At 42.7% G+C, this 26,980-nt stretch carries 24 protein-coding genes; 12 read left to right on the plus strand and 12 right to left on the minus strand.

Annotated elements, in window-relative coordinates; translation table 11 throughout:
- The first annotated feature begins 64 nt into the window (after positions 1 to 64).
- A protein-coding gene (locus tag AC13DA_RS01880) for an IS3 family transposase (RefSeq protein WP_482945834.1) occupies positions 65 to 1,227 on the plus strand; the annotation gives its coding sequence in 2 pieces (ribosomal slippage) (positions 65 to 320 and positions 320 to 1,227; 1,164 coding nt in all).
- Positions 1,228 to 1,299: 72 nt separating this feature from the next.
- Here the strand turns inward: AC13DA_RS01880 and AC13DA_RS01885 are convergent.
- From AC13DA_RS01885 to AC13DA_RS01935, 11 genes are all read right to left on the minus strand, one after another.
- Positions 1,300 to 1,677, minus strand: a complete 378-nt coding sequence (locus AC13DA_RS01885) for a TIGR03982 family His-Xaa-Ser system protein (RefSeq protein WP_284450633.1) — start codon at positions 1,675 to 1,677, stop codon at positions 1,300 to 1,302.
- Positions 1,674 to 2,216, minus strand: coding sequence for a His-Xaa-Ser repeat protein HxsA (gene hxsA, locus AC13DA_RS01890; RefSeq protein WP_431522802.1), 543 nt, complete (start codon positions 2,214 to 2,216; stop codon positions 1,674 to 1,676). The genes AC13DA_RS01885 and hxsA overlap by 4 nt, the downstream gene beginning before the upstream one ends.
- Positions 2,213 to 3,391: a His-Xaa-Ser system radical SAM maturase HxsC gene (gene hxsC / locus AC13DA_RS01895; RefSeq protein ID WP_284450632.1), complete on the minus strand. Its 1,179-nt coding sequence runs from the start codon at positions 3,389 to 3,391 to the stop codon at positions 2,213 to 2,215. Before hxsC ends, hxsA begins: the two co-directional genes overlap by 4 nt.
- On the minus strand, positions 3,388 to 4,818 hold the full coding sequence (hxsB, locus tag AC13DA_RS01900; protein ID WP_284450631.1) for a His-Xaa-Ser system radical SAM maturase HxsB: 1,431 nt from the start codon (positions 4,816 to 4,818) through the stop codon (positions 3,388 to 3,390). The genes hxsC and hxsB overlap by 4 nt, the downstream gene beginning before the upstream one ends.
- 617 nt (positions 4,819 to 5,435) lie before the next feature.
- A complete protein-coding gene (gene cyoE, locus AC13DA_RS01905; protein ID WP_284450630.1) occupies positions 5,436 to 6,290 on the minus strand; it encodes a heme o synthase in 855 nt (284 codons plus the stop codon).
- Between the two features lie 12 nt (positions 6,291 to 6,302).
- Positions 6,303 to 6,629, minus strand: a complete 327-nt coding sequence (locus tag AC13DA_RS01910) for a cytochrome o ubiquinol oxidase subunit IV (RefSeq protein ID WP_284450629.1) — start codon at positions 6,627 to 6,629, stop codon at positions 6,303 to 6,305.
- On the minus strand, positions 6,622 to 7,236 hold the full coding sequence (gene cyoC, locus AC13DA_RS01915; protein WP_284450628.1) for a cytochrome o ubiquinol oxidase subunit III: 615 nt from the start codon (positions 7,234 to 7,236) through the stop codon (positions 6,622 to 6,624). The genes AC13DA_RS01910 and cyoC overlap by 8 nt, the downstream gene beginning before the upstream one ends.
- Positions 7,237 to 7,277: 41 nt before the next feature.
- Complete coding sequence (gene cyoB / locus AC13DA_RS01920) at positions 7,278 to 9,302, minus strand: cytochrome o ubiquinol oxidase subunit I (RefSeq protein ID WP_482945835.1); 2,025 nt, start codon at positions 9,300 to 9,302, stop codon at positions 7,278 to 7,280.
- The gene (gene cyoA / locus AC13DA_RS01925; protein ID WP_273181164.1) at positions 9,292 to 10,200 is read right to left on the minus strand and encodes a ubiquinol oxidase subunit II; all 909 of its coding nucleotides are present in this window, start codon (positions 10,198 to 10,200) and stop codon (positions 9,292 to 9,294) included. The genes cyoB and cyoA overlap by 11 nt, the downstream gene beginning before the upstream one ends.
- A gap of 671 nt (positions 10,201 to 10,871) precedes the next feature.
- Positions 10,872 to 12,128, minus strand: coding sequence for a diguanylate cyclase (locus tag AC13DA_RS01930; protein ID WP_284450626.1), 1,257 nt, complete (start codon positions 12,126 to 12,128; stop codon positions 10,872 to 10,874).
- A 96-nt stretch (positions 12,129 to 12,224) separates the two neighbouring features.
- Positions 12,225 to 13,448 (minus strand): cyclic di-GMP phosphodiesterase, encoded by a 1,224-nt coding sequence (locus AC13DA_RS01935; protein ID WP_007146312.1) that lies wholly within the window; start codon positions 13,446 to 13,448, stop codon positions 12,225 to 12,227.
- Between the two features lie 297 nt (positions 13,449 to 13,745).
- Between AC13DA_RS01935 and AC13DA_RS01940 the strand changes: the two genes are divergently transcribed.
- The 8 genes from AC13DA_RS01940 to AC13DA_RS01975 all read left to right on the plus strand — a co-directional run bounded on the left by AC13DA_RS01940 (position 13,746) and on the right by AC13DA_RS01975 (position 22,878).
- Entirely contained in the window at positions 13,746 to 15,863 is a 2,118-nt protein-coding gene (locus AC13DA_RS01940) for a VTT domain-containing protein (protein ID WP_007146311.1), read from the plus strand.
- A gap of 8 nt (positions 15,864 to 15,871) precedes the next feature.
- Positions 15,872 to 16,558 carry an endonuclease/exonuclease/phosphatase family protein gene (locus tag AC13DA_RS01945; protein WP_284450625.1) on the plus strand — a complete coding sequence of 229 codons (687 nt, stop codon included), beginning with the start codon at positions 15,872 to 15,874 and terminating at the stop codon, positions 16,556 to 16,558.
- 125 nt (positions 16,559 to 16,683) lie between these two features.
- A complete protein-coding gene (locus AC13DA_RS01950; RefSeq protein WP_284450624.1) occupies positions 16,684 to 18,051 on the plus strand; it encodes a coiled-coil domain-containing protein in 1,368 nt (455 codons plus the stop codon).
- A 47-nt stretch (positions 18,052 to 18,098) separates the two neighbouring features.
- Positions 18,099 to 20,087: a BCCT family transporter gene (locus AC13DA_RS01955; protein WP_284450623.1), complete on the plus strand. Its 1,989-nt coding sequence runs from the start codon at positions 18,099 to 18,101 to the stop codon at positions 20,085 to 20,087.
- Between the two features lie 75 nt (positions 20,088 to 20,162).
- Positions 20,163 to 20,492, plus strand: a complete 330-nt coding sequence (locus AC13DA_RS01960; RefSeq protein WP_007146307.1) for a DUF2845 domain-containing protein — start codon at positions 20,163 to 20,165, stop codon at positions 20,490 to 20,492.
- A gap of 75 nt (positions 20,493 to 20,567) precedes the next feature.
- Complete coding sequence (locus AC13DA_RS01965; RefSeq protein ID WP_284450622.1) at positions 20,568 to 20,879, plus strand: PepSY domain-containing protein; 312 nt, start codon at positions 20,568 to 20,570, stop codon at positions 20,877 to 20,879.
- Positions 20,879 to 21,544 (plus strand): response regulator transcription factor, encoded by a 666-nt coding sequence (locus AC13DA_RS01970; RefSeq protein WP_007146305.1) that lies wholly within the window; start codon positions 20,879 to 20,881, stop codon positions 21,542 to 21,544. The genes AC13DA_RS01965 and AC13DA_RS01970 overlap by 1 nt, the downstream gene beginning before the upstream one ends.
- A complete protein-coding gene (locus AC13DA_RS01975; RefSeq protein WP_284450621.1) occupies positions 21,544 to 22,878 on the plus strand; it encodes an ATP-binding protein in 1,335 nt (444 codons plus the stop codon). Before AC13DA_RS01970 ends, AC13DA_RS01975 begins: the two co-directional genes overlap by 1 nt.
- On the opposite strand, the gene AC13DA_RS01980 is transcribed toward AC13DA_RS01975, so the two are convergent.
- Positions 22,875 to 23,201, minus strand: coding sequence for a PepSY domain-containing protein (locus AC13DA_RS01980; RefSeq protein ID WP_007146303.1), 327 nt, complete (start codon positions 23,199 to 23,201; stop codon positions 22,875 to 22,877). The genes AC13DA_RS01975 and AC13DA_RS01980 overlap by 4 nt on opposite strands.
- Positions 23,202 to 23,316: 115 nt before the next feature.
- Between AC13DA_RS01980 and AC13DA_RS01985 the strand changes: the two genes are divergently transcribed.
- The 3 genes from AC13DA_RS01985 to nirB all read left to right on the plus strand — a co-directional run bounded on the left by AC13DA_RS01985 (position 23,317) and on the right by nirB (position 26,974).
- Positions 23,317 to 23,826, plus strand: a complete 510-nt coding sequence (locus AC13DA_RS01985; protein ID WP_284450620.1) for a MarR family winged helix-turn-helix transcriptional regulator — start codon at positions 23,317 to 23,319, stop codon at positions 23,824 to 23,826.
- A gap of 53 nt (positions 23,827 to 23,879) precedes the next feature.
- Entirely contained in the window at positions 23,880 to 24,326 is a 447-nt protein-coding gene (locus AC13DA_RS01990) for a YybH family protein (protein ID WP_273181143.1), read from the plus strand.
- 215 nt (positions 24,327 to 24,541) lie between these two features.
- Positions 24,542 to 26,974, plus strand: a complete 2,433-nt coding sequence (nirB, locus tag AC13DA_RS01995; RefSeq protein ID WP_284450619.1) for a nitrite reductase large subunit NirB — start codon at positions 24,542 to 24,544, stop codon at positions 26,972 to 26,974.
- Positions 26,975 to 26,980 lie beyond the last annotated feature (6 nt).

Raw genomic sequence — 26,980 nt, forward strand, 5'->3', positions numbered from 1 at the left:
TGTAGTGGTTAACTGATCCCGGACACCATTTTAGGAGGTAATATGACCTCCAAAGAGGTGTTCAATGACAAAACAAAGAAGAAGTTTTACCCCTGAGTTCAAGCTGGAAGCAGCCAGTCTAGTTGTCGACCAGAACTACAGCGTTTCAGAAGCTTGCAAGGCGCTGGATGTTGGCGAGTCAGCCCTGCGGCGGTGGGTTAAACAATTAGAAGCAGAGCGTGGTGGAAGTACCCCAGTATCAAAGGCTCTGACACCAGAGCAGCAGCGTATTCAGGAGCTGGAAGCCCGAGTTAAGCGACTGGAGCAGGAAAAAACCATATTAAAAAAGGCTACAGCTCTCTTGATGTCGGACGAACTCGGCTCTACACGCTGATTGAGCAATTGAGAGAGCACGGTAAGCTGAGCCTGATTTGCTCATTGTTTGGTGTTGGCCTGAGTAGCTTTTATGACAGGCAAAAACGTAGGACACAGCTTGATGTGAAGCACCTGCAACTGCGTTCCAAGGTGAATGAGCTATTTACAAAAAGCCGGGGCAGCGCCGGTAGCCGAACTATTGTTGGCATGATGCGAGATGAGGCGATAGAGATTGGCCGCTACAAGGTCAGACGGCTGATGTCTGAGCTGGGGCTGATTTGCAAACAGCCTGGCCCCCATGCCTATAAGCAGGCGACGGTTGAACGGCCGGATATACCCAATGTGCTTAATCGGGAATTTGAGCCTGACCGGGCGAATCAAGTCTGGTGTGGAGATATTACCTATATCTGGACAGGCCACCGCTGGCATTATCTGGCCGCCGTACTGGATTTATATACTCGTCGTGTAGTGGGTTGGGCTATGTCGTCCAGGCCAGATGCAGGCCTGGCGGTTAAAGCACTGGACATGGCGTATGAGTCGCGTAGTAGGCCACAGAGTGTGTTATTCCACAGTGATCAGGGTAGCCAATACAGCTCACGAAAATACCGACAACGATTATGGCGCTATCGCATGACACAGAGCATGAGTCGTCGAGGTAATTGCTGGGATAACGCGCCAATGGAGCGGTTGTTTCGGAGTTTTAAGGCTGAATGGCTGCCGAGAATGGGCTATAGAAACTTAAGTGAAGCGATGCGTGATGTGAGCTATTACCTGATGGATTATTACAACTGGAAAAGGCCACATCAATTCAACGATGGACTTTCTCCTGCAAAGGCGGAAGATCTGTCTAAATCCGTGTCCGGAATTAGTTGACCACTACATCCGCATCCTCTGCTTGAACCGTGTAAGCCAAAATGAAAAAAACTAAGGCAAGGTATTTCAATTTTAGAACCTATTCATGCGATGAGGTTCAATCATGACACTAAGAGGGATTTTTTGATTTTGGAGGGCTTCTAGGTTTAGGTAACTAAGATAATCCTCTTCAACTCCCATGCTCAGCATTTTTTTTCTAGTCATGTCATATTTGTGGCAGACGATCATTTCTATTTGAGCTGTAGTGTATAGTTTCTCATTGTCTGATTGAGCTGCACGTTCTCGCAAAAGAGCTTCATTATGCATAGCTATATCACAATCAATGGACAAGCTCTTGAACTCATTCGAATACCTTATTTTGGCGTACTGAGGTATCAATATAGAATGGAAAACAATAATGATAAGGCAAACAGCTATTATAGTAAGTAATACAACTATTATTTTTGTCATTTGACTGATATGCCAAGAGCGTTGAGAGTTTCTGTAGACATAGTCCCTGAAGGCCTCAAGTTGTTAGCTTGCTGATATTTCATTAGAGAGGCTCTGCTTATCGGCCCCATAATGCCGTCAATTGAGCCTGAATAATATCCTCTGGTCATTAGTGCAATCTGTACTCGCATAATCTGTAATTTAAGTGGATCTTGAGGCTGAGAGTTCCTTGGTTGGCTAGGTGTTACCGCTGACGGTCGACCTAGATCAGTGGGCTGACTGTATCTTTGAGGTGGAGTTGGGCTACGAGGGGCTGAACTTGGGCTTGAATATGAGCCCCCACTACTTGACCTATGAGATCTATGTGATCTATGTGATGAGTGTGACCTATGCGCCGCATATTGATTCAATGAGTCAATATTTAGGGGCTTTAGACTGATTGGAGCGTTTACCCCCTTGATTTGCTCAACCTCCAGCCCTTTATTCAAATCACCTGCTCTAGTTGATAAAGCCGAAATGCTTCCAATGAAAAGTGAGAGGCTTTTTATGAATTTACTCATACGATTTCCTTCTGAATTATTTTGGTAAGTTTAGGCTTTTTCCATTTACTACTATTCCATTTAAAAACACCACAACATCGATCTATTAATTCACATTCTTCACATTCTTTTTCATATACTTGCTTCCAGTCAGAAATGCTTTGTACAGCATATTTATGGATTTCTCTTGGTAATTGACAGTGCGGGATATTCATTAATATGGGGTTTAATTCAGCATGTGCCAGTCTGGATAGAGTGTTCGATAGGCTAGTATTGAATTCAGAAATATCTACATTGCATTCCTGAGTATTTGATAAAGCAAAGCCGATGGGTTCACAGCCCATAATTGCAACCTCTTTTACGAAAGGCAGGTTTCTTATTATGAAATCACCCAATTGCTCTAAATTCTCCAATACGGTCTTTGTAAGAACTAAACGAAGCTGAATTGATTGACGATATTTTTTAAGATTCAAAAGTCCGTTAATGGTCTGATGGAAAGCTCCTTTTGATTGCACAATATAATCGTGTATCAAGTCGGCATGACCGTATAATGGAACCATCCAACTAACTGGTGCTTTTAACTCACTAAGTAATGATTGTGCATATGAACTATCTCCGATGCGTCTTGCGTTAGTAAGAATGTCAAATTGTGTGTTTGGCAATCGTTGATGGTATGACTCTATGAGAATTCTTAAATCATCTCCAAGCAGGGTAGGTTCGCCACCAGTGAAACCCAAAATATCTGGCTCGAATAACAAATGTTTGGCTATCTCAATTGCTTCTGATATTAGCCATGAATCGTCATTCTTCGTGGGTGGTTGCGAACACATCAAACAATAGCTGTTACAACGATTAGTGAGAAACACTGTGTGATGAATATCTTGTTTTCTTAAAAGGATTTGAGCTCTTTGACTGTATGGTCTTAAAGAAATGACATCAAATTCTTCAAGTCCATCCACTGAGCAGAAATATTCAGTTGCAAAATCTGGAAAATTGTCTATGCCTTGCAAATTAAAAAGAATGTTATTGATCTCGCTTTTACTAACGAGCATTTGACCTTGCTTGATGTTTTTAACATCAATATTAACCAAGAAATTTAGTCCAGGTTCCCAGTATTCCGGCAATGAGTCAAAATTCAGCACGGTAAAAGTTTTCCGGACAGGTAATTCTAAATAGTTAACATTGGTCTCTCTCATGCTTTAACCTCATTCAACTTTTCATACGAGGCTAAGCCATTTTCTAATTTTCTGGAGAAATAGTCGCTCAGCATTGTTTTTGAGATAACACAGTGAGTTGTATGTTCTGTTTTTCCTTTGAAATTTCCTGTTTCATTGTAAGTTGAGATTGGTTCTGGGCCGCAATAGAATTTGAACTCACACTTACGGCAAAACTTACTTCTGAATGGATTGCTTGATTCACGTATTTCTCGAACTACACTAGTGCTTCTGAGTTGGACTAGAGGTAAACCAATTGGCCCTAAGCGGTGTGATATATCGCCCGTTTCAGCCAGCATTCGTGATTCATCACTCGGATAAACATATCCGTCATAGTTATAAACGAACACAGCTGAACCAGCACCTGAAGGTGTTTGATTGTCAACATAGCCAGAGTCAAATGGTGATTCAACTTTATCCTGGATAAGGCTCTCGGTGAATTCACATATTTCTACACCTTTTTCTCTCCATTCTCTAATTCTATTTAGTGCAGTCCTATAAAACTCAATAAATTGCTGGCTTGAATGTTTTATGTGCTTAGAGTTTCTTTTAGCAAAACCATACGGGCTTAGAGGTCTCATGAAAATATCTTTGAAACCAAGTTTTACATATTCATCCACGATCTCTTTCGGATATGAAAGGGACCTCTGAGTGGTTGTCATCAGAGCTGAAATGTGATCCTCACCAAAGTACTCTCTGACTAGCTCTATACCTTTCAGAGTCCGTTGATAAGCGTCTTTTGTATTTAGGGGTCTATTTGCGTTATGGAGATGTTTTGGGCCATCAATACTGGTTGAGAAGTAAACATTGTAATTAGAAAGTTGCTTACAAAGGTCTGGGGTGAGTTGGTGAAGGCTTGAGGATATAATGAATCTGATGTTCCTTCCTTCTTCAGAATTTATTTGAAGTACCCTATTCATAGCACTAAAAATCAAATCTATACGAAGTAGAGGGTCACCACCTTGAAATTCAATAGTCAGGGTTTGGGACTTACTTTGAAAAATAGTCTCACATACAAGCATGAGGTTATCGTGAGACATAACGTACCGATCATCCTTGAGTTGCCTGCTGACCTGACAATACTGGCAGGTATGCTCACATTCAATCGTCGGAACTATAATGTGTAATGAAGGATCGTCGAGAACAGTTTCTTTTTTGGTTTTTATTCTAGATAAGAGTAGCCGAATTTGAGAATCATCTTGAAATGAGCCAAGAATGTGCTTGGATTTTAGTAACGCTATATCTTCTAGGCTAATTTTGGAGAAGTTGTTAGTAGTAAGTTTTTCTAAAAGCTTATTGTCACTATATAAATAATCTCCGGTGATACTCATCAAAACGACTAGTTTTGAGTTCACTCGATGAAACTCCACCGGAAGTAAACCCAGCTGATAGTCAAAATGATCAGTCATTATTTATCACACTAGTATAGATTTTGCTTGGTTCTAAAGAGCTAAGAGCTCTTAGTGAGTTAGATAAATATAGATCACTTATATTAAGATTGATTTTGCTTTTAATATTATTGACATCATAACCCTTCTCTAGAGTGATATGTAAGATTGTGCTCTGTATTGTATTTTCAGAAGTGATACTGAGTATTTCAGGTATTCGGAACTTGATATGAATAAAATCAAGTGCACTAACGTTCAGAATTGAGTGAAGCTCCATTTCAAAAGTAATAAATTTTTTTTCCATATTCTGCTCAGAATTTATTCATCAGGTCATTTAGCCATATTAGATGTTTGCAGAAAATGATTAAAGTTAATTATACAAAAGTCTTAATTATGTCAACGAGCAGGTTGGAGATGGAATTAATATTCATTCATTCATGAGGGTGGCAACTTTGCGGCGAATTCAGAGTGCTACTTGGTTATTTTGAAACAAGACACCGAACTTTCTAACATTTCAAGAAAAATAATTTGATGGTAACTCTGGTGGTATCAAATTTTTAAATTATTTTTAAGTTTAATTAAAACAATTTGTTACTGTAGTTATTCGATAGTGACCCCACTATCCGGTCACGATTAAGTCAGCCGACAGCATCCACCGACATCATTAGACTTTGCACCATAACGATAAGGATGGAGACAAAAAAAACTTTTTTAGCCCAGGCCGTATCTTCTTTTGTCTTCAATCCTGCCCAAGCTATATATAACCAATACAAGCCAAAGGTTGAGGTAATAATCAGGTACCAAACACCGGTATAGCCTGTCAGGTAAAGCAGGGGCGTTGCGAGGTTAAATGCAATCAGGTAGAGCAAAATCTGGTGTTTAGCACTCTGAATTGTTTTAGCTACCGGCAGTACTGGAATGGATGCGGCACGGTAATCGTTAAACCTGAAAATGGCGATCGCATAGGAGTGGGGCATTTGCCAAATGCTGAAAATCAGCAGCAAGATAGCCGCACCGAGGTCAAACTGGTTACTGACAGCACAATAACCCACCACGGGAGGCATGGCACCAGCAAGACTGCCAATCAAGGTGCCGTGAACGGAGTGACGTTTCATCGATAGGCTATACACGCCGACATAGATAATAAAACCCACCAGAACAACGGTTACGTCGATGATATTGGTACCGAACAACAGCACAAACGTCCCTAACAGGCCAAGTACTGAAGCATAGATCAACGCCACACGTGGTGAGATGAGTCCCTTTACCAATACCCGATCGCGGGTGCGTTCCATCAGGGTGTCGATATCCCGATCAATGAAGTTGTTAAACACACAGCCGGAAGCGACGATCAGTGACACACCAAAAGCGGTATAAAAAAACAGCATCAAATCGATGCTGCCTTTCGATGCGAGGAAAAAACCGCCCGCTAATGAAATGAGGTTGCCAATCACAATACCTGGCTTGGCAACCTGCCAATATTTTTTTAGCACTTATTACCTGTCTTAGTCGAGCATCATGTTGTAACCAAGATTATGCATAATCCAGAGAGAACCTACTACGATAAACAATATCAAGATGAAGGTATAAGCAAAGGCGACTAAATTCCAGCGTTGTTCTGACGAGGTATTCAGGTGCAAGAAAAAATACAGATGGACCAGCACCTGCACAACAGCAAAGCCGAGAATGCTGATGGCGATAGTGGACGGAGCCATCGTAGGATGCATCACCATCCAGAATGGAATGACAGTCAGTACGACTGACAGAATAAAACCAATCAGATAAGACTTATAGGTGCCGTGCGCAGCACCGGCGATATGGCTGTTATCCATTCAGAACCCCCAACAGATAAACAAAGGTAAATACGAAGATCCAGATGATATCGAGGAAATGCCAGAACAGGCTCAGACACATCAAACGTGATTTGTTCAGTTCAGTTAAGCCATAACGATAGACATGAATCATCATGAATATCATCCAAATCAAACCACAGCTTACGTGCAGACCGTGTGTGCTGACCAGGGCAAAAAATGAGGACAGAAATGCACTTTGCTGCCAGCTATGACCTTCAGCAATCAGATGACTGAACTCGTTTAATTCAAGGCCGACAAAACCGGCACCCAGTAAAAAGGTGATGGCCAGCCAAAGTATGACCAGTTGACGCTGACCGTTATTCATCACCACCATGGCAAAACCATAGGTGATGCTGCTAAATAACAGGCAGAAGGTTTCGATCAGTACACCATCTAACTCAAAAATCTCTTTACCAGTGGGCCCACCTGCATAATTGTGTCCGAGTACTGCAAATGTTGCGAACAACGCCGCAAACAAAATGCAGTCACTCATTATGTAGATCCAGAAGCCGAACACTCGCGTTGAGGAGGCATCGTGATGTGCATGCTCGTGAGTATTTGCGTTATCTAAAACATCAGTAGTCATAATTAATGCCTGATTACCTTATTAACAATGTATTAATTGACCTACGCCGTTTGCGTAGATGTTGAGTTAGCACTTGTCTTGCCATTTGATTCATGGTGATTTCGTACTTTCTCAAGCCATTCGCCTTCAATGCGCTCGATTTCTTCGACCGGCACGTAGTAATCGACGTCATTATCAAAGCTGCGCCAGATCATGCAGCCCAAAATGCCGACAACACCTGCAATCGCCATCCACCAGATGTACCAGATCATGGCAAAGCCGAAAATCAAACTGAACAGACCGATAAAGACACCCACACCAGTATTCCTTGGCATGTGAATTTCTTTGTATTGCTTAGGTTGTGGCGGGTAATCACCGCTTTCTTTCATCGCATGGAAAGCATCGAGTTCTGAGGCGACAGGTATCTCCGCGAAGTTATAGAAAGGCGGTGGTGATGAGGTTGACCATTCCAGTGTACGACCACCCCATGGATCACCAGTAACATCCATATTCGCGTGACGTTCACGAATACTGACGACCAGTTGCACGATGGTGAAGATGATGCCCAGCATGATAATTCCAGCCCCCACTGCAGCCAGGATTAACCAGGGTTGGAAGGCTGGGTTGTCATAATGATTGAGGCGACGAGTCATTCCGAGGAAACCCAGATAGTAGAGCGGCATAAAGGCCAGATAGAAGCCTACAAACCATGCCCAGAATGAATATTTGCCCCAGCGTTCATTGAGTCTGAAACCAAATGCTTTCGGGAACCAGTAGGCATAGCCAGCCATTGAGCCGAATACCACACCACCAATGATGACGTTATGGAAGTGAGCAATCAGAAACAGACTGTTATGCAATACAAAGTCGGCACCTGGCACAGATAGAAGCACACCGGTCATGCCACCAATACTGAAGGTAATCATGAAGCCAAGCGTCCATAGTAAAGGTGAGCTGAATTCGACACGACCACCGTACATCGTGAACAACCAGTTAAAGATTTTCACACCGGTCGGAATGGCAATAATCATCGTCATGATGCCAAAGAAGGCGTTAACGTTGGCCCCCGAGCCCATGGTGAAGAAGTGATGCAGCCATACTATAAACGAAAGTATGGTAATCGCAATCGTCGCATACACCATTGATGTATAGCCAAACAAAGGTTTTTTAGAATAGGTAGCAACGACTTCTGAGAAGACACCAAATACCGGTAGCACTAAGATATACACTTCCGGATGACCCCAAATCCAGATCAGGTTGATGTACATCATCATATCGCCGCCCATGGCATTGGTGAAAAAATGCATGCCGAGGTAGCGATCCAGAGTCAATAATGCCAGTGTGACTGTTAATACCGGGAAGGCACCGACGATCAGGGCATTAGTACATAGTGCCGTCCAGCTGAATATCGGCATTTTCATTAATGTCATACCCGGCGCACGCATCTTGATGATGGTGACAAAAAAGTTGATACCGGTCAGCAATGTCCCGAGCCCGGATATCTGTAAACTCCATATGTAATAGTCAACACCGACATCCGGACTGTATTGCATTTCAGACAACGGGGGATAGGCCAGCCAGCCTGTCTTGGCAAAATCACCGACGGCAAGTGACAGGTTAACCAATATGACACCGACCACGAACAACCAAAAGCTGACCGAGTTGAGGTATGGGAAAGCCACATCACGAGCACCAATTTGTAAGGGAACCACAATATTAATGAGACCAATGACAAATGGCATGGCCACAAAGAAAATCATAATCACGCCGTGTGCCGTGAATATTTGATCATAATGTTCAGGTGGCAGATAGCCATGATTGGCGCCCAGAGCCACGGCCTGTTGTGAGCGCATCATGATGGCATCGGAAAAACCGCGAAGCAGCATCACCAATGCCACTAAGAAATACATCACACCAATTTTCTTGTGATCAACCGATGTCAGCCATTCTTTCCATAGATAAGTCCACTTACCATAGCGCGTAATCAGGGCAAAAATAATCAGCCCAAAAAGGACCATAAAGCCGACCGCACTCATTACGATAGGGTTATCGTAGGGAATGTCTGCAAGCGTTAATTTACCTAACATCAGTTACTCCTGAGTCTGATTGCATTTCTTCTGAGGCCATATCCGAGTTCGTATTCATGTAATTCATAACAATTGATTTGAACAAGTCAGGCTTCACTGACGAATAGTAAGCAACGGGATTTTGCTCACTGGGTTTGGCTAAGGCATCGTAACTGTCTTGATCCAGCTCACGATGGGCCTGTTTTACTTTATTAATCCACTCATTAAATTGGGATGGTGTTTGGGAGAGGGCTTTAAAGTTCATGTGCGAGAAGCCATCACCGCTAAAGTGGGCTGACATGCCATCAAAAGTACCGGTTTCGTGGGCGAGCAAATTGACTTCCGTCTGCATACCCGCCATCGCATATATTTGACTACCCAGTTGAGGGATAAAGAACGAATTCATCACCGTATCTGAGGTGACCTTGAAACGAACGGGCACATTTTCAGGGAAGGCAACTTGGTTAACCGTGGCTATATGCTGTTCTGGATAGATAAATAGCCATTTCCAGTCGAGTGCAACGACTTCAATCGTGATTGGCTTCTGACTATCGGCTGTTTCAAGTGGTTTGAATGGATCGAGCGAATGCGTGGTTATCCAGGTCAGCGTGCCTAAAATGAGAATGATGATACAAGGCACCGTCCAGACAATGACTTCGATTTTGGTTGAATGAGCCCAGTTGGGTTTGTATTCGGCTTTTTTGTTGGAAGCACGGTATTTCCATGCAAAAACCAGCGTCATCACAATGACAGGAATGACCACGACCAGCATGAGTAATACGGCAGTAATGATAAGCGTTCGCTCATCATGACCTACCGGTCCTTTTGGATCTAAAACACCTGCTTTACAACCGCTCAGCAGAATTGCTGAAGCCATTGATAACCCTCTGACAAAAGCAGAACATTTAGTTTTTTTCATTCAGAATCCTCGGTTTAAGCGCCTTTTTTAAACAGTTTTCCTGCCACTTCTTCCCTGACTCTGAGCGCAAAAATGTTATACAGATATCGAGTAACGATACGAGATAATGCCTGTGTCAACCTGTATTGTTTGAATGTGACTTGAAGCGATGTCATACGTCTTAAAACATACGTTTCGCCAACCATCTCTTCTGTTAAAGACTATTTGTTTAGTCACTCAGACTATCTCGTCGTGTCATAAATACTGCTGGTAAGCAGTACGGTTACATCTAAAAACTCACCGCTTTAACCTCATGCAAAGAATGCCTTAATTAAAGAGCAGTCCAAGCGAAGGTAACTGCATAGGTATTAAGCTTGAGGACAATGATCTGTATGGAAAGACACGGGACAATCAAGTGTCGATAAGTAAAATTTATCTGCTAATCACAGACGAAATTTAAACCGCTTCCAGACCATTGAAATCACAGTTTGGTAGTGTACAACGTTTAATTAACGACGCTTTGGGAGATACTCACTGAGAGTTTGGGAGTTATTCCCTAATGTTGAAAATGGCAGATAGCGAAGATGTACTATTTGGAATGTGCTTTTAGCAAACTGAACTGAAACGACATCGCTAAAACATTAACTCCTGATTAAGTTATTGTATGTTAAGGACTTTTAAAGCCTATTGTTTTACATCCGCGTAGCCAGGGTTAGCCTGTCTCTGCCATTAGCTTTTGATTCATAGAGTGCTTTATCAGTGACGAAGAATAAGTCTCGGAGATTCGCTACCGGGAAAAGGTCAGTATGGTACAGCCCCATGCTAATGGTCACAGTGAATTGTTGACCTTCAAAATTAAACTGGTGAGACCGAGTTTTGTCGATCAATTCCAGCATCATTTCTTCAGTTCTCTCACAGGGAACACGGTTCAGTAATAAGACAAACTCTTCTCCGCCGACACGGTACACTTTATCGGTATTACGTCCTTGTGATTGTAATATTTCAGCAAATTCTTTCAGTACATGATCGCCGGCTAAGTGGCCGTATTCATCATTGATTCTTTTGAAAAAATCAATATCAATCAGGGCGATAGCAAATGGACACTGATGAGAATAGAAGCCTTTGATAAGGGTTTCTATATCGACTTCAAGTGTCAGTCGGTTATTAAGATTAGTGAGAGGATCTTTACTAGCCAGCTCTTGTAGTTTTTTGTTGGCGGCTTCAAGTTTATAGGTACGAAGTTCAACTTGATCTTCAAGGCTGTTAAGCAGCCGTTGTTCTGCATCGCGTGATTTGATGACTTCTTTTGCCATGGGTCTGAAGATAAAAATCACTTCCAGCATGAGTGTGAGCAGTGTGACTAACCAAACACCGACTTCGAGTCGTTGAATGATCTCCAGTCGCTCATCGCCTTCACGTTGATATTGATTAACGGCCTTATCTAAATCGATTAATAAGTTTTCAGAGGAGCTATCAATCTCGCTCATCAGTTGTAAAAATGGTTCCTCAGACGTTGTATCTAGGATTTGGGTAGCGATTTTTAAGTAAAAATTGACGCGATCATATAAGTCTATGTCACCAAAATAGATATCTCTGATAGTTGGGGAGAGTTCAATCTGATGTCCATTATTGAGTTGGCCAGAAGCGAGCTGATGATTAGCGGATTTCATCGTGTCTATGTGCTGAGTCAGCAGATTTTCAGTTTCTGTTTGTTCTGTATTCATCACGAAGCGTTGTTGATACAAACGATGAATATCCAGGGCAATATGTTGACTCAACATGCGTTGACTACCAGAAATATTGACAATATAGGCCGTATTATCAACATCAGAAAGAGCAGACTTTAGCGTATATGCAGCAAAGCTGGATAACAAAGCAATAAGTGTTACAGCCAGCATATAACGCTTGGTAATCAGCGTGTGTAAGGACGATCGTGTCTTATCTGCCATCATATCTATCCTTTAATAATGTCTAACAGCTAAAACTCATCCATCTGACTTTCATTAGTCTTTTGAAGAGTTATTGAGGTTTACCGGGATAATAACTCATAACCATAGATTTTCTAAGGATTTAAAATCCCAATCGGCGGGTTCTTCTGGTCCTTCAATGCTTTCTTTACAGTTTTTTGCAGAAAGATCGATGATTTGTATAGGAATGGGGGCATTTGAGCGTATTGAGAAGAACACTTTGACTTTAGGTTTTAGTAAGGAGTCTATAGCAGGCTCAATCACCACAGCTAAGCGTTGAGATGTTAAGCGAACCAGAGAGCCAATCGGGTAGATACCTACAGATTTAACAAAACTATTAAAAATTTGTTTATCAAAATGTCCATCCCATTTCGACATTTCACGAATGGTATTGGCGGGTTCCCAAGGTTTTTTGTAGGCACGTTCAGAGGTCACTGCATCATAGACATCGCAAATAGCAGCCATACGAGCCAGCTGAGAAATTTTTTCTGCAGGCAGTTGGTTGGGATAACCGGTGCCATTAATCTTCTCGTGATGATTTAATGCAATATCAATCACTTCTGCTTCTGCACCACTGTCCTGCAGAATTGTGGCGCCCACGATAGTGTGTTTTTTCATAATCAGATATTCAGCATCTGTGAGCTTGCCGGGTTTGTTTAAGATGTCGAGAGGCATAGCGGCTTTACCCAAGTCATGCATCAGACCGCCGATACCAGCCAGGCGAGTTTGTTCTTTATCTAACCCCATCTGATTGGCAAGTGACAACATAAGCGCACATACAGCAACAGAGTGCATGTATGTGTAATCATCATGCGTTTTTAATCGGGCGACACTGAGTATGGCAGCTGAGTTACGTTGAACCAGCGAGTCAATTTCACCAACAAGTGGTAGGGTGGTTTTTGGATCGATGGCTTTACCCAGACGAATATCGTTGAACATCGACATGATCTGAGGTTTGGCATCCTGGCATAGTTTTCTGGCTCGTTCGATTTCATTCTCAATCGAACTTGAAGCGTCTGAAGCTTTTATCTCAGAGTGAGTTTTATCTGTGGTCGTTTGTTGTGCGGTGGGCGAATCAGTCTTCTGCGATGAGTCGGAAGATTTGGCTGCTTCGGTTATTTCGCCTTTCTCGTCATCAATCCACAACTCTTTTATACCTGCTTCTTTGATGCGCTTAATGTCATTGGGTTCGGTGAGCAAGAAACTACTGCGGACAAACGGGTGCTGTATCCAGGACCCTCCTAGTTTCTGAATATACATACCGATTTGTAACTCACTTGTAGCAATGCGTTTTATCGCCATTCTCTCTCTCTATCAATTGAAGATATTTTTTATTATTTATAACAAACATATCGTGCTTACACGGTGCCATCAATAGCTATTTCAATTATTCGTCTGAGCCTTATATTATTATTTGTATAGCCTTGAAATTATTGTGAAAATTCAGAACTGAATTAACTGAAAATAGAGATATATTGTATCGATACAAAGAATACGAAAAAGGGCTGTTTTCAGCAGAGGATGGCGGTGTGTGGTCACGCATTCTTGTGTTATGCTCAGTGGCAAAATCCCTCCCTGACTATCATTTAGGAATCAAGTGTGACAAAAACACCCATACTGAAAGAAGGTAACAATTGCTGGCAAAAAACACATGCAGATCAAGTTGCTTTACTTATCGATGGGGAAAATTACTTTGGTGCTTTGCATGCTGCTATCCAGCGGGCGAAACACTCGGTATATATTCTTTCCTGGGATATTGATAGCCGAATGCAACTTGTTCGCAACAGTGATCAAGTTGAAGACCTACCCGTAGAGTTGGGTGCTTTTATCAGTGAAGTGCTTAACCGAAACCCTGATTTACATGTTTATATTCTGAACTGGGACTGGGCAATGGTTTATACGATGGAGCGTGAGTGGTTGCCCATGTATAAACCAGCGTGGAAATCTCAAAACAGATTGCATTTTAAACTCGATGGTGAGTGTCCAATGGGAGCATCTCAGCACCAGAAAGTGGTGGTGATAGACGATGAGATTGCCTTCTCCGGTGGTTTTGATATTGGCAAAAGTCGTTGGGATAGCTCGGAACATAAAGCGAAAGAATCAAGACGTATTGATCCTGATGGTCATCATTACCCGCCATTTCATGATGTACAAATGATGGTGCAAGGTGAAGCGGCAGCCGCCTTAGGTGACCTGGCTCGAGAACGCTGGTTAAAAGCGACCGGCGAAAAACTCAATAAACCGTCACAAAAATCAGGATCGGCATGGCCTGAATATATCGAGCCCTGGTTTAAAGACATCGAGATAGGCATCAGCAGGACAATGCCTCAGTACCGTGATCAGAAAGAAATTCGTGAAGTTGAACAACTCTATATTGATAGCCTGAAAGCGGCTGAAAATCTTATATATATGGAGAATCAATATTTTACCTCCTGGAAAGTAGCTGATTTATTAGCCGAACGCTTGCAGGAACGAGACGGGCCCGATGTTGTTTTAGTCTTGCCATTAATGACTGGTGGCTGGTTGGAACAGGCCACCATGGATGTTTTGCGTTATCGTGTGGCCTGTAAATTGAAAGAGGCTGACAAACATAATCGGTTACGTCTTTGTTATCCGCATCGTGATGAGCTTGGTGATTCTTATATCAGCGTGCATGCAAAAATCACGGTCATTGATGATTGTTTAATGCGAGTCGGTTCAGCAAATTTAAGCAACCGTTCCATGGGCTTCGACAGTGAATGTGATCTGGTGATTGAAGCGGAGACAGATGAACACAAAGCCACTGTCAGTCGGTTTCGCGAGCGTTTACTGACAGAACATTTTGGTATGACAGCAGATGAACTTCGCCAGAATTTATCTCAGGAAGGTTCGCTTATTCGCTTGATAGATGCTCGACAGGAAAACAGTCATACATTACGTGAACTTGATTGCTCGGTCTCTGACTATGCGAATCAGATGTTACCGGATTCTGCCATTGTCGATCCTGAAAGGCCGATTGAAACGGAAAAACTTACTAAGATGTTTATTCCGGTTGATGAACCAAAATCAGCCCAAAAACAGTGGTGGAAAATTGTTGCCGTTTTGATTGTGGTACTAGCGTTAACAGCTATTTGGCGATGGACACCATTAAGTGAATGGTTAAATCCGGAAACATTACAACATGCCGCTGAAGGTATTAAGTCACATCCATTAACACCATTAATAGTGATCGGTATTTTTGCCATTGCCGGATTGATTGCCTTTCCGGTGACCCTGCTGATTATCACAACGGCACTGACATTTGGCCCTTTATGGGGAACTGTTTATTCCATTATTGGCTCGCTGGTGAGTGGCTTGATGGGGTATGCCGTTGGACACTATATGGGGCGAAATACCATTCAGAAATTAGCCGGTTCCAGTATCAATAAATTAAGCAGGCGTCTGGCTAAACATGGTGTTTTGGCGATTATCACCGTACGCATTATTCCTGTAGCACCGTTTACAGTGATTAATCTTGTCGCCGGTGGCTCACATATTAATACGCGTGATTTTACCATTGGAACGCTGATCGGTATGTTACCGGGGATATTGGGTATTACGGTGTTTGCTGATTCATTGATGCGAACTGTGCAAAATCCAGACCCTGAACAAATCGCGATATTTGTGGGAGTCGTCATCGTCATTGTTGGCATTATGGTTGGGTTGAAGCGACTGATTAATCGTAAAGAAGACGAATAAGAGATTGAATGGAGCTTAAGTTAGCCAGTTATAACATTCATGCCTGTATCGGCACTGATGGACATTTTGATCCGTTTAGAATAGTGGATGTCATCCGTGAGATAGATGCTGACATCATTGCGCTACAAGAGGTCGAGCATCACATGGTCAATGATATCGACCTCCTGGATTTTATTGCCCAACAAACGGGGATGATCGGCATTGCCGGACCGACAATGTTTCGTGAAAGTCGTCATTATGGCAATGCGGTTTTAAGTAAATATCCATTAAGCTCTCATGAACTGATTGATTTGAGTCTGGCACCTCATGAGCCCAGAGGTGCCATTCAACTCAGGCTGGAAATAGAGCAGCATCAACTGGTGATAATGACCACTCATTTTGGTTTAAAACCTACGGAACGCCAGTATCAGGTAGAAAAACTCTTGAGCCGTCTAGGCGAGCATGAAGTTGATACGGCGGTGTTGATGGGGGATTTGAATGAATGGTTTTTGTGGGGACGAACATTACGCCGCTTAAAAGCCTATTTTGATACCACGCCATCAAGAAAGAGTTTCCCCAGTTTTTTTCCTGTATTTGCCTTGGATCGTATTTGGGTTCACCCTCGTCAGCATCTACTGTCTTTGGATATACACAAATCACCTCTGGCAAAAAAAGCCTCAGATCATCTCCCCGTAGTGGCCCGAATTCTGTTCTGATGATTTGAAGTCATGGCTTCAAATTGTTAGGGTAAACAATACGTGTTCTTAACACACCTCTTCGTTTTTCACCTAGTGAATAACGTTTTCCAAAAAGTTCATCAGTAATCTAAACGGATAATTACATGATAAGACGAAGAGCTATCTTGTCCACAAGAAGCTTGTTTTTAAGCCAATCAATTATTGCTCTATTAGCGATAGGCCCATCATCAATTGCAGTTGCTGACGCTGAACAAGAAACGGTTAAACAATTACAGACCCGTGTTAAAGCGCTACAACTGGAGTTGGAAAAAACACGTGCTGCGCTTGCTAAAGCAGAACAGGAAAAACAGCAATCAACGGCAAAACTTGAAGCATTAGCAGAATCCCAAGTCGATACTGAAGCTAAACCTGACGATAAAATCCGGTTTGGTCACCTCAAAGTAGGGGGAGCGATTAGGGCGAATTACGCGATTGGCGATTATCCTGAGACAGGTGGTGCCTCACGGTCATTTGATGATGATGGTAACTTTGCCCTGGATACGTTTCGCCTGAATCTGGACTATGAAAATGGCCCTTATCTGGGGAAATTAGAATACCGCTGGTATAATGGTTATAACTTTCTGCACACGGGCTGGTTAGGTTATCAATTTGACGAGCAGCGTCAGATACAAGTCGGTGTAAACAGAGTGCCTTTTGGTCCCGGACCTTATGGTGTCTCGCAGAGCTGGTTTTTTGATCAGCATTATTATCTCGGTCTATCTGATGATATGGATCTGGGGGTTAAATATCATCAGTCCACAGACCAATGGGATTGGGACATTGCCTATTATGTCTCTGATGAAGGCTCATATACGGGGTCATCACATCAAAGTGCTCGCTATTCCTACGATGTGGTCAATGAATCTGGTGATGGTTATGAAGAACGTAACCAGTTTAATTTACGGGGTATTACTCACCTTGGTTCCGGTGAAATCAAAACCGATCTTGGTTTCTCCTTACAGTATTCGCAATTAAAAAGCCGTGGTTCACAAGATGATGGGCACCATTATGCTGTCTCTGGTCATATGCTGAACAAATGGCGAGCATTTACACTGGCAACACAATTAACGTACTACCATTTTGACGTAGACAAAGATCAGCCTTTGGGAACAAGTAAGCTGGTGCAAATGGGGGCCTATGATTTTCCCAATACAGTCGCCGCAGAAGCCTGGTTACCGGCTGTTTCTCTCAGTTATCGCTATGACACAAATCAGTTGCCGTGGCTGGATTACGTTATGCCCTATGTCGAATACAGTGTTTTATTGAAAGAAGAGCGTGACTTTAACGATAGTGCACTGGCTACTTTGGGGGCGGCTTGGGCTAGTGGCAACTGGTATATCTACACCGATTTAAGCGCCTCAAATGGCAATGAATTCATTGGTGGTGATGATCCTTTTGGTGATCGCTTAGGCGCCAACCAGAATGATGATTGGCAGACGCGTTTTAATATCAATTTTGGCTATTACTTCTAAGTATTACCCGCATTAAACAAAATAATAATCAGAGAGTTCATATATATATGACGAGTCCGACGATAGAAAATAAAACAACACGTAAAGCAGAAATCAATCCACCCGTATTTTTTGGTTCAGCTATTTTAATTATCGCTTTTGTTATTTTTGCAGCGTTTTTTTCTGATACCGCCTCTTCAGTTTTTACCGCGACTCAATCCTGGATAGTGAATACTTTTGGCTGGTTTTATTTACTGGCCGTCGGATTTTTCCTTATCTTCAGTATTGGCCTGGCAATGAGCTCCTATGGTGCTATTAAACTTGGCCCTGATCATTCTGAGCCTGACTATGGTTATTTATCGTGGTTTGCCATGTTGTTTAGTGCTGGCATGGGCATAGGTTTATTATTTTTCGGCGTTGCCGAGCCAATTATGCACTTTTCTTCACCACCTGTAGGCCAAGGTGGTGATATTGAAGCTGCCAGGGAAGCGATGTCGATCACGTTTTTCCATTGGGGCTTACACGCCTGGGCAATTTATGCCGTGGTGGGTTTATCGCTCGCCTATTTTGGTTTCAGACATAATTTGCCATTAAGCATTCGCTCGTCACTTTATCCCTTAATTGGTGAAAGAATATATGGCCCCATCGGCCATACAGTAGATATTTTCGCCGTGCTAGGCACCATGTTTGGTGTGGCGACTTCACTGGGGCTCGGGGTTTTACAGGTGAATGCCGGGCTTACTTATATGTTTGGCTTACCAGCAGAATCGGTGGGCCTTCAAATCGGCTTGATTGCAGGAATTACACTGCTAGCAACTATTTCTGTTGTCGCTGGGCTGGACTCAGGCATCAAACGTCTGTCTGAAATTAATCTGGGGCTGGCTATTCTTTTATTGTTGTTTGTTTTATTTGCTGGTCCGACGCTGTTCTTATTGCAAACATTGGTACAAAACACCGGTAATTATTTAAGCGAAGTGGTTAATAAAACATTCAATCTATACGCTTATGATCCTAATGGCTGGATAGGTGGCTGGACATTATTCTATTGGGGCTGGTGGATTGCCTGGTCGCCCTTTGTCGGGATGTTTATTGCCCGAGTGTCGAGGGGGCGAACTATCCGTCAGTTTATTCTAGGTGTGTTATTTGTGCCTGTTGGTTTTACCTTTATGTGGATGACGTTTTTTGGCGGAACAGCCATTCATATGGAGCTGGGTAATCTTGCCGGGGTTATCTCTGGAGCCGTCAGTGAAAATAGTGCCATTGCCGTTTTCTCGATGTTTGAGCATATGCCGCTGAGTATGATTTCTTCTGGCTTAGCCACCATACTGGTCATCACATTTTTTGTAACATCATCAGATTCAGGTTCCTTGGTCATTGATATGATCACCTCCAATGGCCATCCCAAACCGCCGGTTTGGCAGCGCATTTTTTGGGCATTAACGGAAGGTTGTGTTGCTGCTGCGTTATTGCTGGCAGGTGGTCTAAAAGCCTTACAAACCGCTTCTATTGCTGGTGCTCTGCCATTTGTTGTCATCATGTTACTGATGTGTTTTGGCTTGATGAAAGGCTTAAGAATGGAAGGCATAAAACGCCTGATCATTGGTGTGCCACAGACTCCTGTGAGTACAGGCAGACAAGTTGGCTGGAAGCAACGCCTGAAAAATTTGAGTGAATATCCTGACAAAGCGACAATGCAAACATTTTTGAACGATGTGGTGAAACCCGCGTTGAAAAAAGTGGCGGCGGAATTACGTAATACTGGGGTTGAATCTGAGATTGTTAGCAAAAAAGATTCGATTGAATTAAACGTCAGCTATGGTGGTGAGAAAGACTTTGTTTACGGGGTTCACAGCGTCAGGCACGTAATGCCAAGTTTTGCCCTCGATGCATTAGACGATGATGATGAGACAAAGCGTTATTATCGGGGTGAAGTGTATCTTGCTGAAGGTAGTCAACATTACGATATGTACGGATATAATCAAGAGCAAGTCATTGATGACATTCTGATTCAATACGAAAAACATATGCACTTCCTGCATATTGTTGGCGACGGTTAAATTTGATAACAAAATCTGGCAAGATTATTCAACACAGTTCATGATATTGTCCTGAAAAAATGAACGGAGAGAGATATGCGTTTTTTTTACTTGGCTTCGATAGCCTTAGGTTTGAGTTTTACTGGTTTAGCTCATGCGGGAAGTAGTCAGTATTTAGATCATTATTCCTGTGGCAAAAGTGCCATAGAGGTAGGTATGGATGTTGACCAAATCATGCATGTTTGTGGCGAGAACTGGCAGCCCAGCAACGTGGTCAAGTCTGTCAGACCGGCTTTGAAAGTGGGTAAAGATGGTGAGCGCCTTCAGGATAATTTTGAAAAATGGATGTTTAAAACAATGAGTAAAGGCAGTACGCATGTTTTACTTAAAAACGGTAAAGTTATCCGAATTTTTACCACTCAATAAAACATCGTTATTCAGTTTGGTTTAAGTTTGAATTTCTACACTTAAGCTCACTTAGACATCTAAATAATGTATCCGATGAAACGCACTCTATTCACATGCTTATCCATTTCAGTGAGCGCTGTGCTTGCGGTATCGCAAGCACAAGCTGATGAAAGTGCCAGTGTGGCCAGACAATTGCTGAAAGAGGGCAAGATTATGCCTCTTCAGGAAATTCTGACGAAGGCAAAAGTAATAAAACCCGGTCAGGTCATTGAAACAGATTTGGAAAAAGACGATGGCCGTTATATATACGAACTCGAGATTCTGGATGAACAAGGTCAAGTATGGGAGCTTGAGTTAGATGCTCAAACAGGTGAGTTTATTGAGCTGGAAAATGAGGATAATTAATGCGGCTGTTATTGGTTGAAGATGATCCCTTATTAGGACCTAACCTTCAGCAAGCATTGAATAAAGCCGGATTTGCCACAGATTTATCTGCTGATGGTATTGATGGCGAAGCAATGGGCGAAATCGAGCCTTATGATCTGATTGTATTGGATCTAGGGTTACCGGGGAAACCGGGACTAGAAGTCTTAGAAAATTGGCGACGCAATGAAAATGCCGTGCCCGTAATTATTCTGACTGCACGTGATGCCTGGGAAGATAAAGTACTGGGCTTTAAAGCTGGTGCAGATGATTATCTTGCTAAACCTTTTCAAACTGAAGAGCTCATCGTTCGGATTAATGCTGTTTTACGCCGTTGCTCTGGGCAGCATCCTGGAGAGTTGAGTTATGAAGGTTTAGCTCTGGATGAAGCAGAGCAGACCGTGATATTGAAGACGGGTGAGAAGCATAGCCTGACAGGCACAGAATTTAAGCTGTTAAGGTACTTTATGTTGCACCCCCAGCAGTTACTTTCTAAAACCACACTTACTGAGCATGTCTATCAACTGGATAGTGATAAAGACAGCAATGTGATGGAAGTCTATGTGAATCGCTTACGTCAGAAAATTGGGGCTGATTGGATAGTAACAAGGCGCGGCCAAGGTTATATTTTTGGTCAGCAAGACTAATGCGATCGGTTCGTAGCCGTTTATCCATTGGCTTAGCAATTTTTTTAGCTGTCTTGTTGATTGGACAATGGCTGTGGCTAACTTTCACCATTGATCGTTTAATTGAAAAGCAAGTTATCACCCGCCTGCAAGAAGAAACACAAACCTTAGTTGCTCATATCCATATTAATGCTGAAGGAGAAATCCTGCATGATGATCGTCGTTTGAGCAGCAGCTATCAGCGGGCCTTCTCAGGTCTGTACTTTTCTATTCAAACACCACAACAACAACTCTTCTCACGCTCTTTATGGGACTTTGATTTATCTACACCAGCCTTAAATGTCGGTGAAAAAGCCACGCTTTATCTGGAAGGACCAGGACAGCAACCGTTGATGGCTGTGTCGGCGGGGTATCTGAAGCAGGGACAGCAGGTCACGATTACCGTAGCAGAAGATATTGCCTGGATGTTGGATGATAAAACCCATTTTCAGTGGACATTTACTACCTTATCACTGTTAGGCGTTTTAGCTTTGTTGGGGCTGCAGTTTTGGATTGTCAGACGTGCATTGAGACCACTGAATAAAGCTAAGAATGAATTAAAACTATTGGGGCAAGGCGATATTGAAAAAATTGATGAACAGGCGCCTGATGAAATCCGGCCCTTACTGGTTGAACTCAATCGTTTAATGGCCAGTATGGTCACAAAAACACGCCGCTCCAGGCAATCGCTTGGTAATTTAGCGCATCGTCTTAAAACCCAATTGACCCTGTTAAACCAGATCGCCGACAGTGAGGAATTGAAAAACGATGCTGTGACTAAAGCAGCAATCTATCAGCAGACTCAGGAAATCAAGCAAATTATTGATCGTGAATTAAAACGTGCTCGTGTGTCGGGTTTAACATTGCCTGGAAGAGGTGTTGATATTCATGAATTAGTGGTAAGTCTGGCTGATACATTAAAACGTATCTATCAGGATAAACAACTGATTATTACCTGTCAGGTTGATAAACAACTGCGTTTTCATGGTGATCGAGAAGACTTGCTGGAGCTGCTGGGAAATATCATGGATAACGCATGCAAATGGTGCCAAAGCCGGGTAGAACTAGAGATCAAGAATGAAAAGGGTATTGCTATTCGGGTGATGGATGATGGACCTGGATGTCATGATGATGACTTGTCAGCTTTGACTCAACGGGGTTTTCGGGCTGATGAATCAACGCCGGGAAGTGGTTTAGGTTTGGCAATTGTATTTGATATTGTTGAAAGCTATGACGGTACTATGCAGTTTGCTCAATCCCAGAAATGGGGAGGCCTGCAGGTGGATATCCACCTGCAGGCCTCAGTAGCTGATTAGAACCAGTCTTTAGTTGTTTTACGAACTTCACCGGTTTTGGCGTCAATTAGGACTTCCCATTCGCCACCATCAGCATCAACAATTTCAAACTCATAATCCCAGCCTTTATCAAAGGCACGGTCTTCCAGATCGGCATCTTCTACAATACCAGGTTTGGCTTCAAGCGCTTTAGCTTGTGCTTGTTCTAATGAAATTAAGCCAAAACCTTCAGAGATTTTTCTGATTTCACGCATGTCATCAGCATCTAAATCCGCATGAGCAACACCCATCTGCATCATCATTGTTGCCGCACCAATTAAGCCAATTGTTTTTACGTTTTTCATTTTGTGCTCCTTTTGTTGAGGTACGGGTCACATACTAGGTGGCGTAGCTTAAACGAAGCTGAATTTATTTAAGATAAAGGTTTACTAAAAATTAGGAAGCTAACTATAATGGGGTATGCTTCAACTTAAAGACTTGCCAGATAAGGCAATATTAGAAAAATTTGCTTCGCGCTACCCAGAAGTCGATATCAATGCAGTGATGCAGTTTCTCCATCTTCTCGGGGTAGCCTCAGAGCTTTCTGTCGGCTTAGATAACTTTTTACGACGCTATGATTTACTCCAGGGACGCTGGTGGGTATTAATTTTATTGATGCGTGAAGATAGCTTTATATCTTCACCCTCAAAGTTGGCAGAACAATCTGGGGTCAGCCGGGCGACAATGACAATGACAGGCCTGTTAGATGGTTTAGCGCGAGAGGGACTAATACAGCGTATTGTTGATGAGAAAGATAAACGGCAAACACAAATCAAACTTACCAAGAAGGGTCAGCAAAAATTAGACGAAGTCATGCCTGATTATTATCAGCGTTTGGGACAATTGATGTCCGTGATTGATAAAGAGCAAGGTCAGGTATTAATGGATGTGCTGGCAAAGTTAAAGCGAAATTTAACGATTTTTGATTGAACGTTAAATTAAGCCAAACAATAGATAACACTAAATTTAACCAGGAGTGAGTAATGAAAAAGTTTTTAGTTTTTATGTTCAGTATGTTTTCTGTGCAATTTTCTGTGATGGCTGAAGAGCTATCGGTAAAAAATCAGATAGATTTTGCTAATGCCCAATGGAACAAAGCGTTTAATGCTGGCGATGTCGATAGTTTGAAACAGTTATATAAAAATGATGCGACCTTATCACCGGGTAATGGCGCTATCTTAAAAGGTAAAGATGCTATCGCACAGTTATTTCAAAGTTTTGTTGATAACGGTGTGACCAATCATCAAATTGAAACAGATGCTATTTATTCAACTGACGATCAGATAACCCAAATTGGTTACTGGCACGCAGATGGAAAAAACAGCGATGGTGAGAAGATAAGTTTCGGCGGTGTTTTATCGTTGGTTCTGGTAAAAACTGAAGATGGTTCATGGTTAATTCAGTCACATATCTGGAATATGCAACCTTAAAAAAGCATAGCCACCGAGAAAAAAAGCCCTTCACAGTGAAGGGCTTTTTTTTGCGCCGTATTTAAATGGTGCAAGGTTAATCATAATGGTGCATAAATAAGCATCTAAACTACTTATTAAAAAGCTTTTAATAAACTCTTTCTTTTAAATCAATAGTTTACTTTTTTGGCACAGTGTTTGCCAAAGTAAGCAGACAATGATTGACGGAGAGATCCATGAGAGAGAAGTTAGTTTTAATCGGTAATGGCATGGCAGGAGTGCGTACGCTGGAAGAGTTACTTAAACTCGCACCAGAGAAATATGACATTACTGTATTTGGTGAAGAACCCTACGGTAACTATAACCGGATTATGCTCTCACCTGTATTGGCTGGTGAGAAAACCATTGATGAGATCATGATTAATGATTTGCAGTGGTATCAAGATAACAACATCACCTTGTTATCAGGTAAAAAGGTGACCACCATAGATCGTCTAAACCGTGTGGTAATAGCGGACGATGGCACCACCGAAAAATATGACCGTCTTTTACTGGCCACTGGCTCGCGTCCATTCATGTTGCCAATAGCTGGTGCAGATCTCCCCGGTGTCATTAGTTTTCGTGATATCGCTGATGTTGACACCATGCTGGAAACGGCAAAGACACATAAAAAAGCCGTGGTGATTGGTGGTGGATTGTTAGGACTGGAAGCCGCAAATGGTCTGATGATTCAGGGGATGGATGTCAGTGTTGTTCACATCAGTGATGTGTTGATGAATCAACAGTTAGACAAACCCGCGTCCGATCTGATGCTGGACGAACTGCGGGGGAAAGGGCTGAAGTTTTTGATGGAACATCAAACGGAAGCCATTATCGGTCGTGACCGAGTTGAAAAACTTCGCTTTAAAGATGGCTCAGAAATAGAAGCGGATTTGGTAGTGATGGCTGTGGGTATCCGCCCCAATATCGAATTAGCCAGTTCAGCCGGTATCCATTGTGATCGTGGCATTGTGGTGGATGACACCATGCAAACCTTTGACCCACGTATTTATGCAGTCGGTGAGTGTGTGCAGCACCGGAGCCAAACCTTTGGCCTAGTTGCCCCATTATTTGAGCAAGCAAAAGTGTGTTCAAACCATCTGGCTCAAATGGGGATTGCCCGTTATATCAGTTCAGTCACATCAACCAAATTAAAGGTAACAGGCATCGATTTGTTTTCTGCCGGTGACTTTCTCGGTGATGACGATACTGAAGATCTGGTATTTAAGGATGCCGCAAGAAAAGTCTATAAAAAGCTGGTGATTAAAGAAAACCAATTGGTTGGCGCCGTTCTCTATGGGGACACCGTAGACGGTGCCTGGTACTTCCAATTGATGCGCGATGGTACCGATATCTCAGATATTCGTGAAAACATGCTGTTTGGACAACATCACCTGGGGGATTCAGGGCATGGTCCATCCAATTCTGTTGACGGTTTAGCCGATGATGCCGAGATTTGTGGCTGTAATGGTGTTTGTAAGGGCGATATTGTTCAGGCTATTTCGAAGCATGGCCTGTTTACTCTGGATGAAGTCAAAGCACATACCAAGGCATCAGCCTCTTGTGGCTCATGTACAGGCTTAGTTGAACAGTTACTGGCTTCAACGCTAGGCAGCGATTTTAATGATACGCCGAGTAAAAAACCGCTTTGTGCCTGTACCGATTTATCGCATGCTGAAGTTAAGGCTGCCATTATTGATAAATCCCTGAAAACCATTCCTGATTTGATGTCAGCACTTGAGTGGAAAACAGCAGATGGCTGCCACTCCTGTCGTCCGGCTCTGAACTATTACATGTTAAGCAGTTGGCCAAATGAGTATCAGGATGATCCTCAGTCACGTTTCATTAACGAACGTGTCCATGCCAATATTCAGAAAGACGGTACCTATTCAGTTGTCCCCAGAATTTGGGGCGGGGTCACCAATCCTAGAGAGTTGCGCGCCATTGCGGATATCTCCGAAAAATACAATGTGCCCACCGTTAAAATAACTGGTGGTCAGCGGATAGATTTACTCGGAATCAAAAAAGAAGACTTGCCTAAAATGTGGGCAGATCTGAGCGAGGCAGGCTTTGTATCGGGTCATGCTTATGGCAAATCGTTAAGAACAGTCAAAACCTGCGTCGGTTCTGAATGGTGTCGGTTCGGCACTCAAGACTCTACTGGCTTAGGTATCAAAGCGGAAAAAATGACCTGGGGAAGCTGGACACCCCATAAATTCAAGATTGCTGTTTCTGGTTGTCCAAGAAACTGTGCCGAAGCGACCATCAAAGATTTTGGCATTGTGTGTGTGGATTCAGGCTACGAGCTTCATGTCGGTGGTAATGGCGGTATCAAAGTCAGGGCAACTGACTTTCTTACCAAAGTCGCGACTGAGGAAGAGGCGCTGGAATATTGTGCCGCCTTTATGCAGCTGTATCGCGAAGAAGCTCATTATCTGGAACGTACTGCACCATGGATTGAACGCGTCGGTTTAAAACATGTGACCTCAGCTGTGGTCGACGATGAAATGAATCGTAAACGGTTGGCTGAGCGTTTCCATGATTCACAAAAAAATGCACAGGTAGATCCTTGGGCTGAACAAGCGGCCAAATATAAAGAAAACTATATTCCTATTAAACAAATGGTGTAGAGGTAG

The sequence above is a fragment of the Methylophaga sp. F-2 genome (assembly GCF_056859315.1).

Bases quoted from the DNA above. Each gene is read 5' to 3' on its own strand.
- hxsC (WP_284450632.1), bottom strand. From the start codon at position 3,391: ATGAGAGAGACCAATGTTAACTATTTAGAATTACCTGTCCGGAAAACT.
- cyoB (WP_482945835.1), bottom strand. From the start codon at position 9,302: ATGTTAGGTAAATTAACGCTTGCAGACATTCCCTACGATAACCCTATC.
- nirB (WP_284450619.1), top strand. From the start codon at position 24,542: ATGAGAGAGAAGTTAGTTTTAATCGGTAATGGCATGGCAGGAGTGCGT.
- AC13DA_RS01910 (WP_284450629.1), bottom strand. From the start codon at position 6,629: ATGGATAACAGCCATATCGCCGGTGCTGCGCACGGCACCTATAAGTCT.
- AC13DA_RS01965 (WP_284450622.1), top strand. From the start codon at position 20,568: ATGAAACGCACTCTATTCACATGCTTATCCATTTCAGTGAGCGCTGTG.
- AC13DA_RS01935 (WP_007146312.1), bottom strand. From the start codon at position 13,448: ATGGCGATAAAACGCATTGCTACAAGTGAGTTACAAATCGGTATGTAT.
- AC13DA_RS01970 (WP_007146305.1), top strand. From the start codon at position 20,879: ATGCGGCTGTTATTGGTTGAAGATGATCCCTTATTAGGACCTAACCTT.
- AC13DA_RS01980 (WP_007146303.1), bottom strand. From the start codon at position 23,201: ATGAAAAACGTAAAAACAATTGGCTTAATTGGTGCGGCAACAATGATG.
- AC13DA_RS01975 (WP_284450621.1), top strand. From the start codon at position 21,544: ATGCGATCGGTTCGTAGCCGTTTATCCATTGGCTTAGCAATTTTTTTA.
- hxsB (WP_284450631.1), bottom strand. From the start codon at position 4,818: ATGACTGATCATTTTGACTATCAGCTGGGTTTACTTCCGGTGGAGTTT.
- AC13DA_RS01955 (WP_284450623.1), top strand. From the start codon at position 18,099: ATGACGAGTCCGACGATAGAAAATAAAACAACACGTAAAGCAGAAATC.
- AC13DA_RS01960 (WP_007146307.1), top strand. From the start codon at position 20,163: ATGCGTTTTTTTTACTTGGCTTCGATAGCCTTAGGTTTGAGTTTTACT.
- hxsA (WP_431522802.1), bottom strand. From the start codon at position 2,216: ATGAGTAAATTCATAAAAAGCCTCTCACTTTTCATTGGAAGCATTTCG.
- AC13DA_RS01930 (WP_284450626.1), bottom strand. From the start codon at position 12,128: ATGGCAGATAAGACACGATCGTCCTTACACACGCTGATTACCAAGCGT.
- AC13DA_RS01950 (WP_284450624.1), top strand. From the start codon at position 16,684: ATGATAAGACGAAGAGCTATCTTGTCCACAAGAAGCTTGTTTTTAAGC.
- cyoA (WP_273181164.1), bottom strand. From the start codon at position 10,200: ATGAAAAAAACTAAATGTTCTGCTTTTGTCAGAGGGTTATCAATGGCT.
- AC13DA_RS01945 (WP_284450625.1), top strand. From the start codon at position 15,872: ATGGAGCTTAAGTTAGCCAGTTATAACATTCATGCCTGTATCGGCACT.
- cyoC (WP_284450628.1), bottom strand. From the start codon at position 7,236: ATGACTACTGATGTTTTAGATAACGCAAATACTCACGAGCATGCACAT.
- AC13DA_RS01990 (WP_273181143.1), top strand. From the start codon at position 23,880: ATGAAAAAGTTTTTAGTTTTTATGTTCAGTATGTTTTCTGTGCAATTT.
- AC13DA_RS01885 (WP_284450633.1), bottom strand. From the start codon at position 1,677: ATGACAAAAATAATAGTTGTATTACTTACTATAATAGCTGTTTGCCTT.
- AC13DA_RS01985 (WP_284450620.1), top strand. From the start codon at position 23,317: ATGCTTCAACTTAAAGACTTGCCAGATAAGGCAATATTAGAAAAATTT.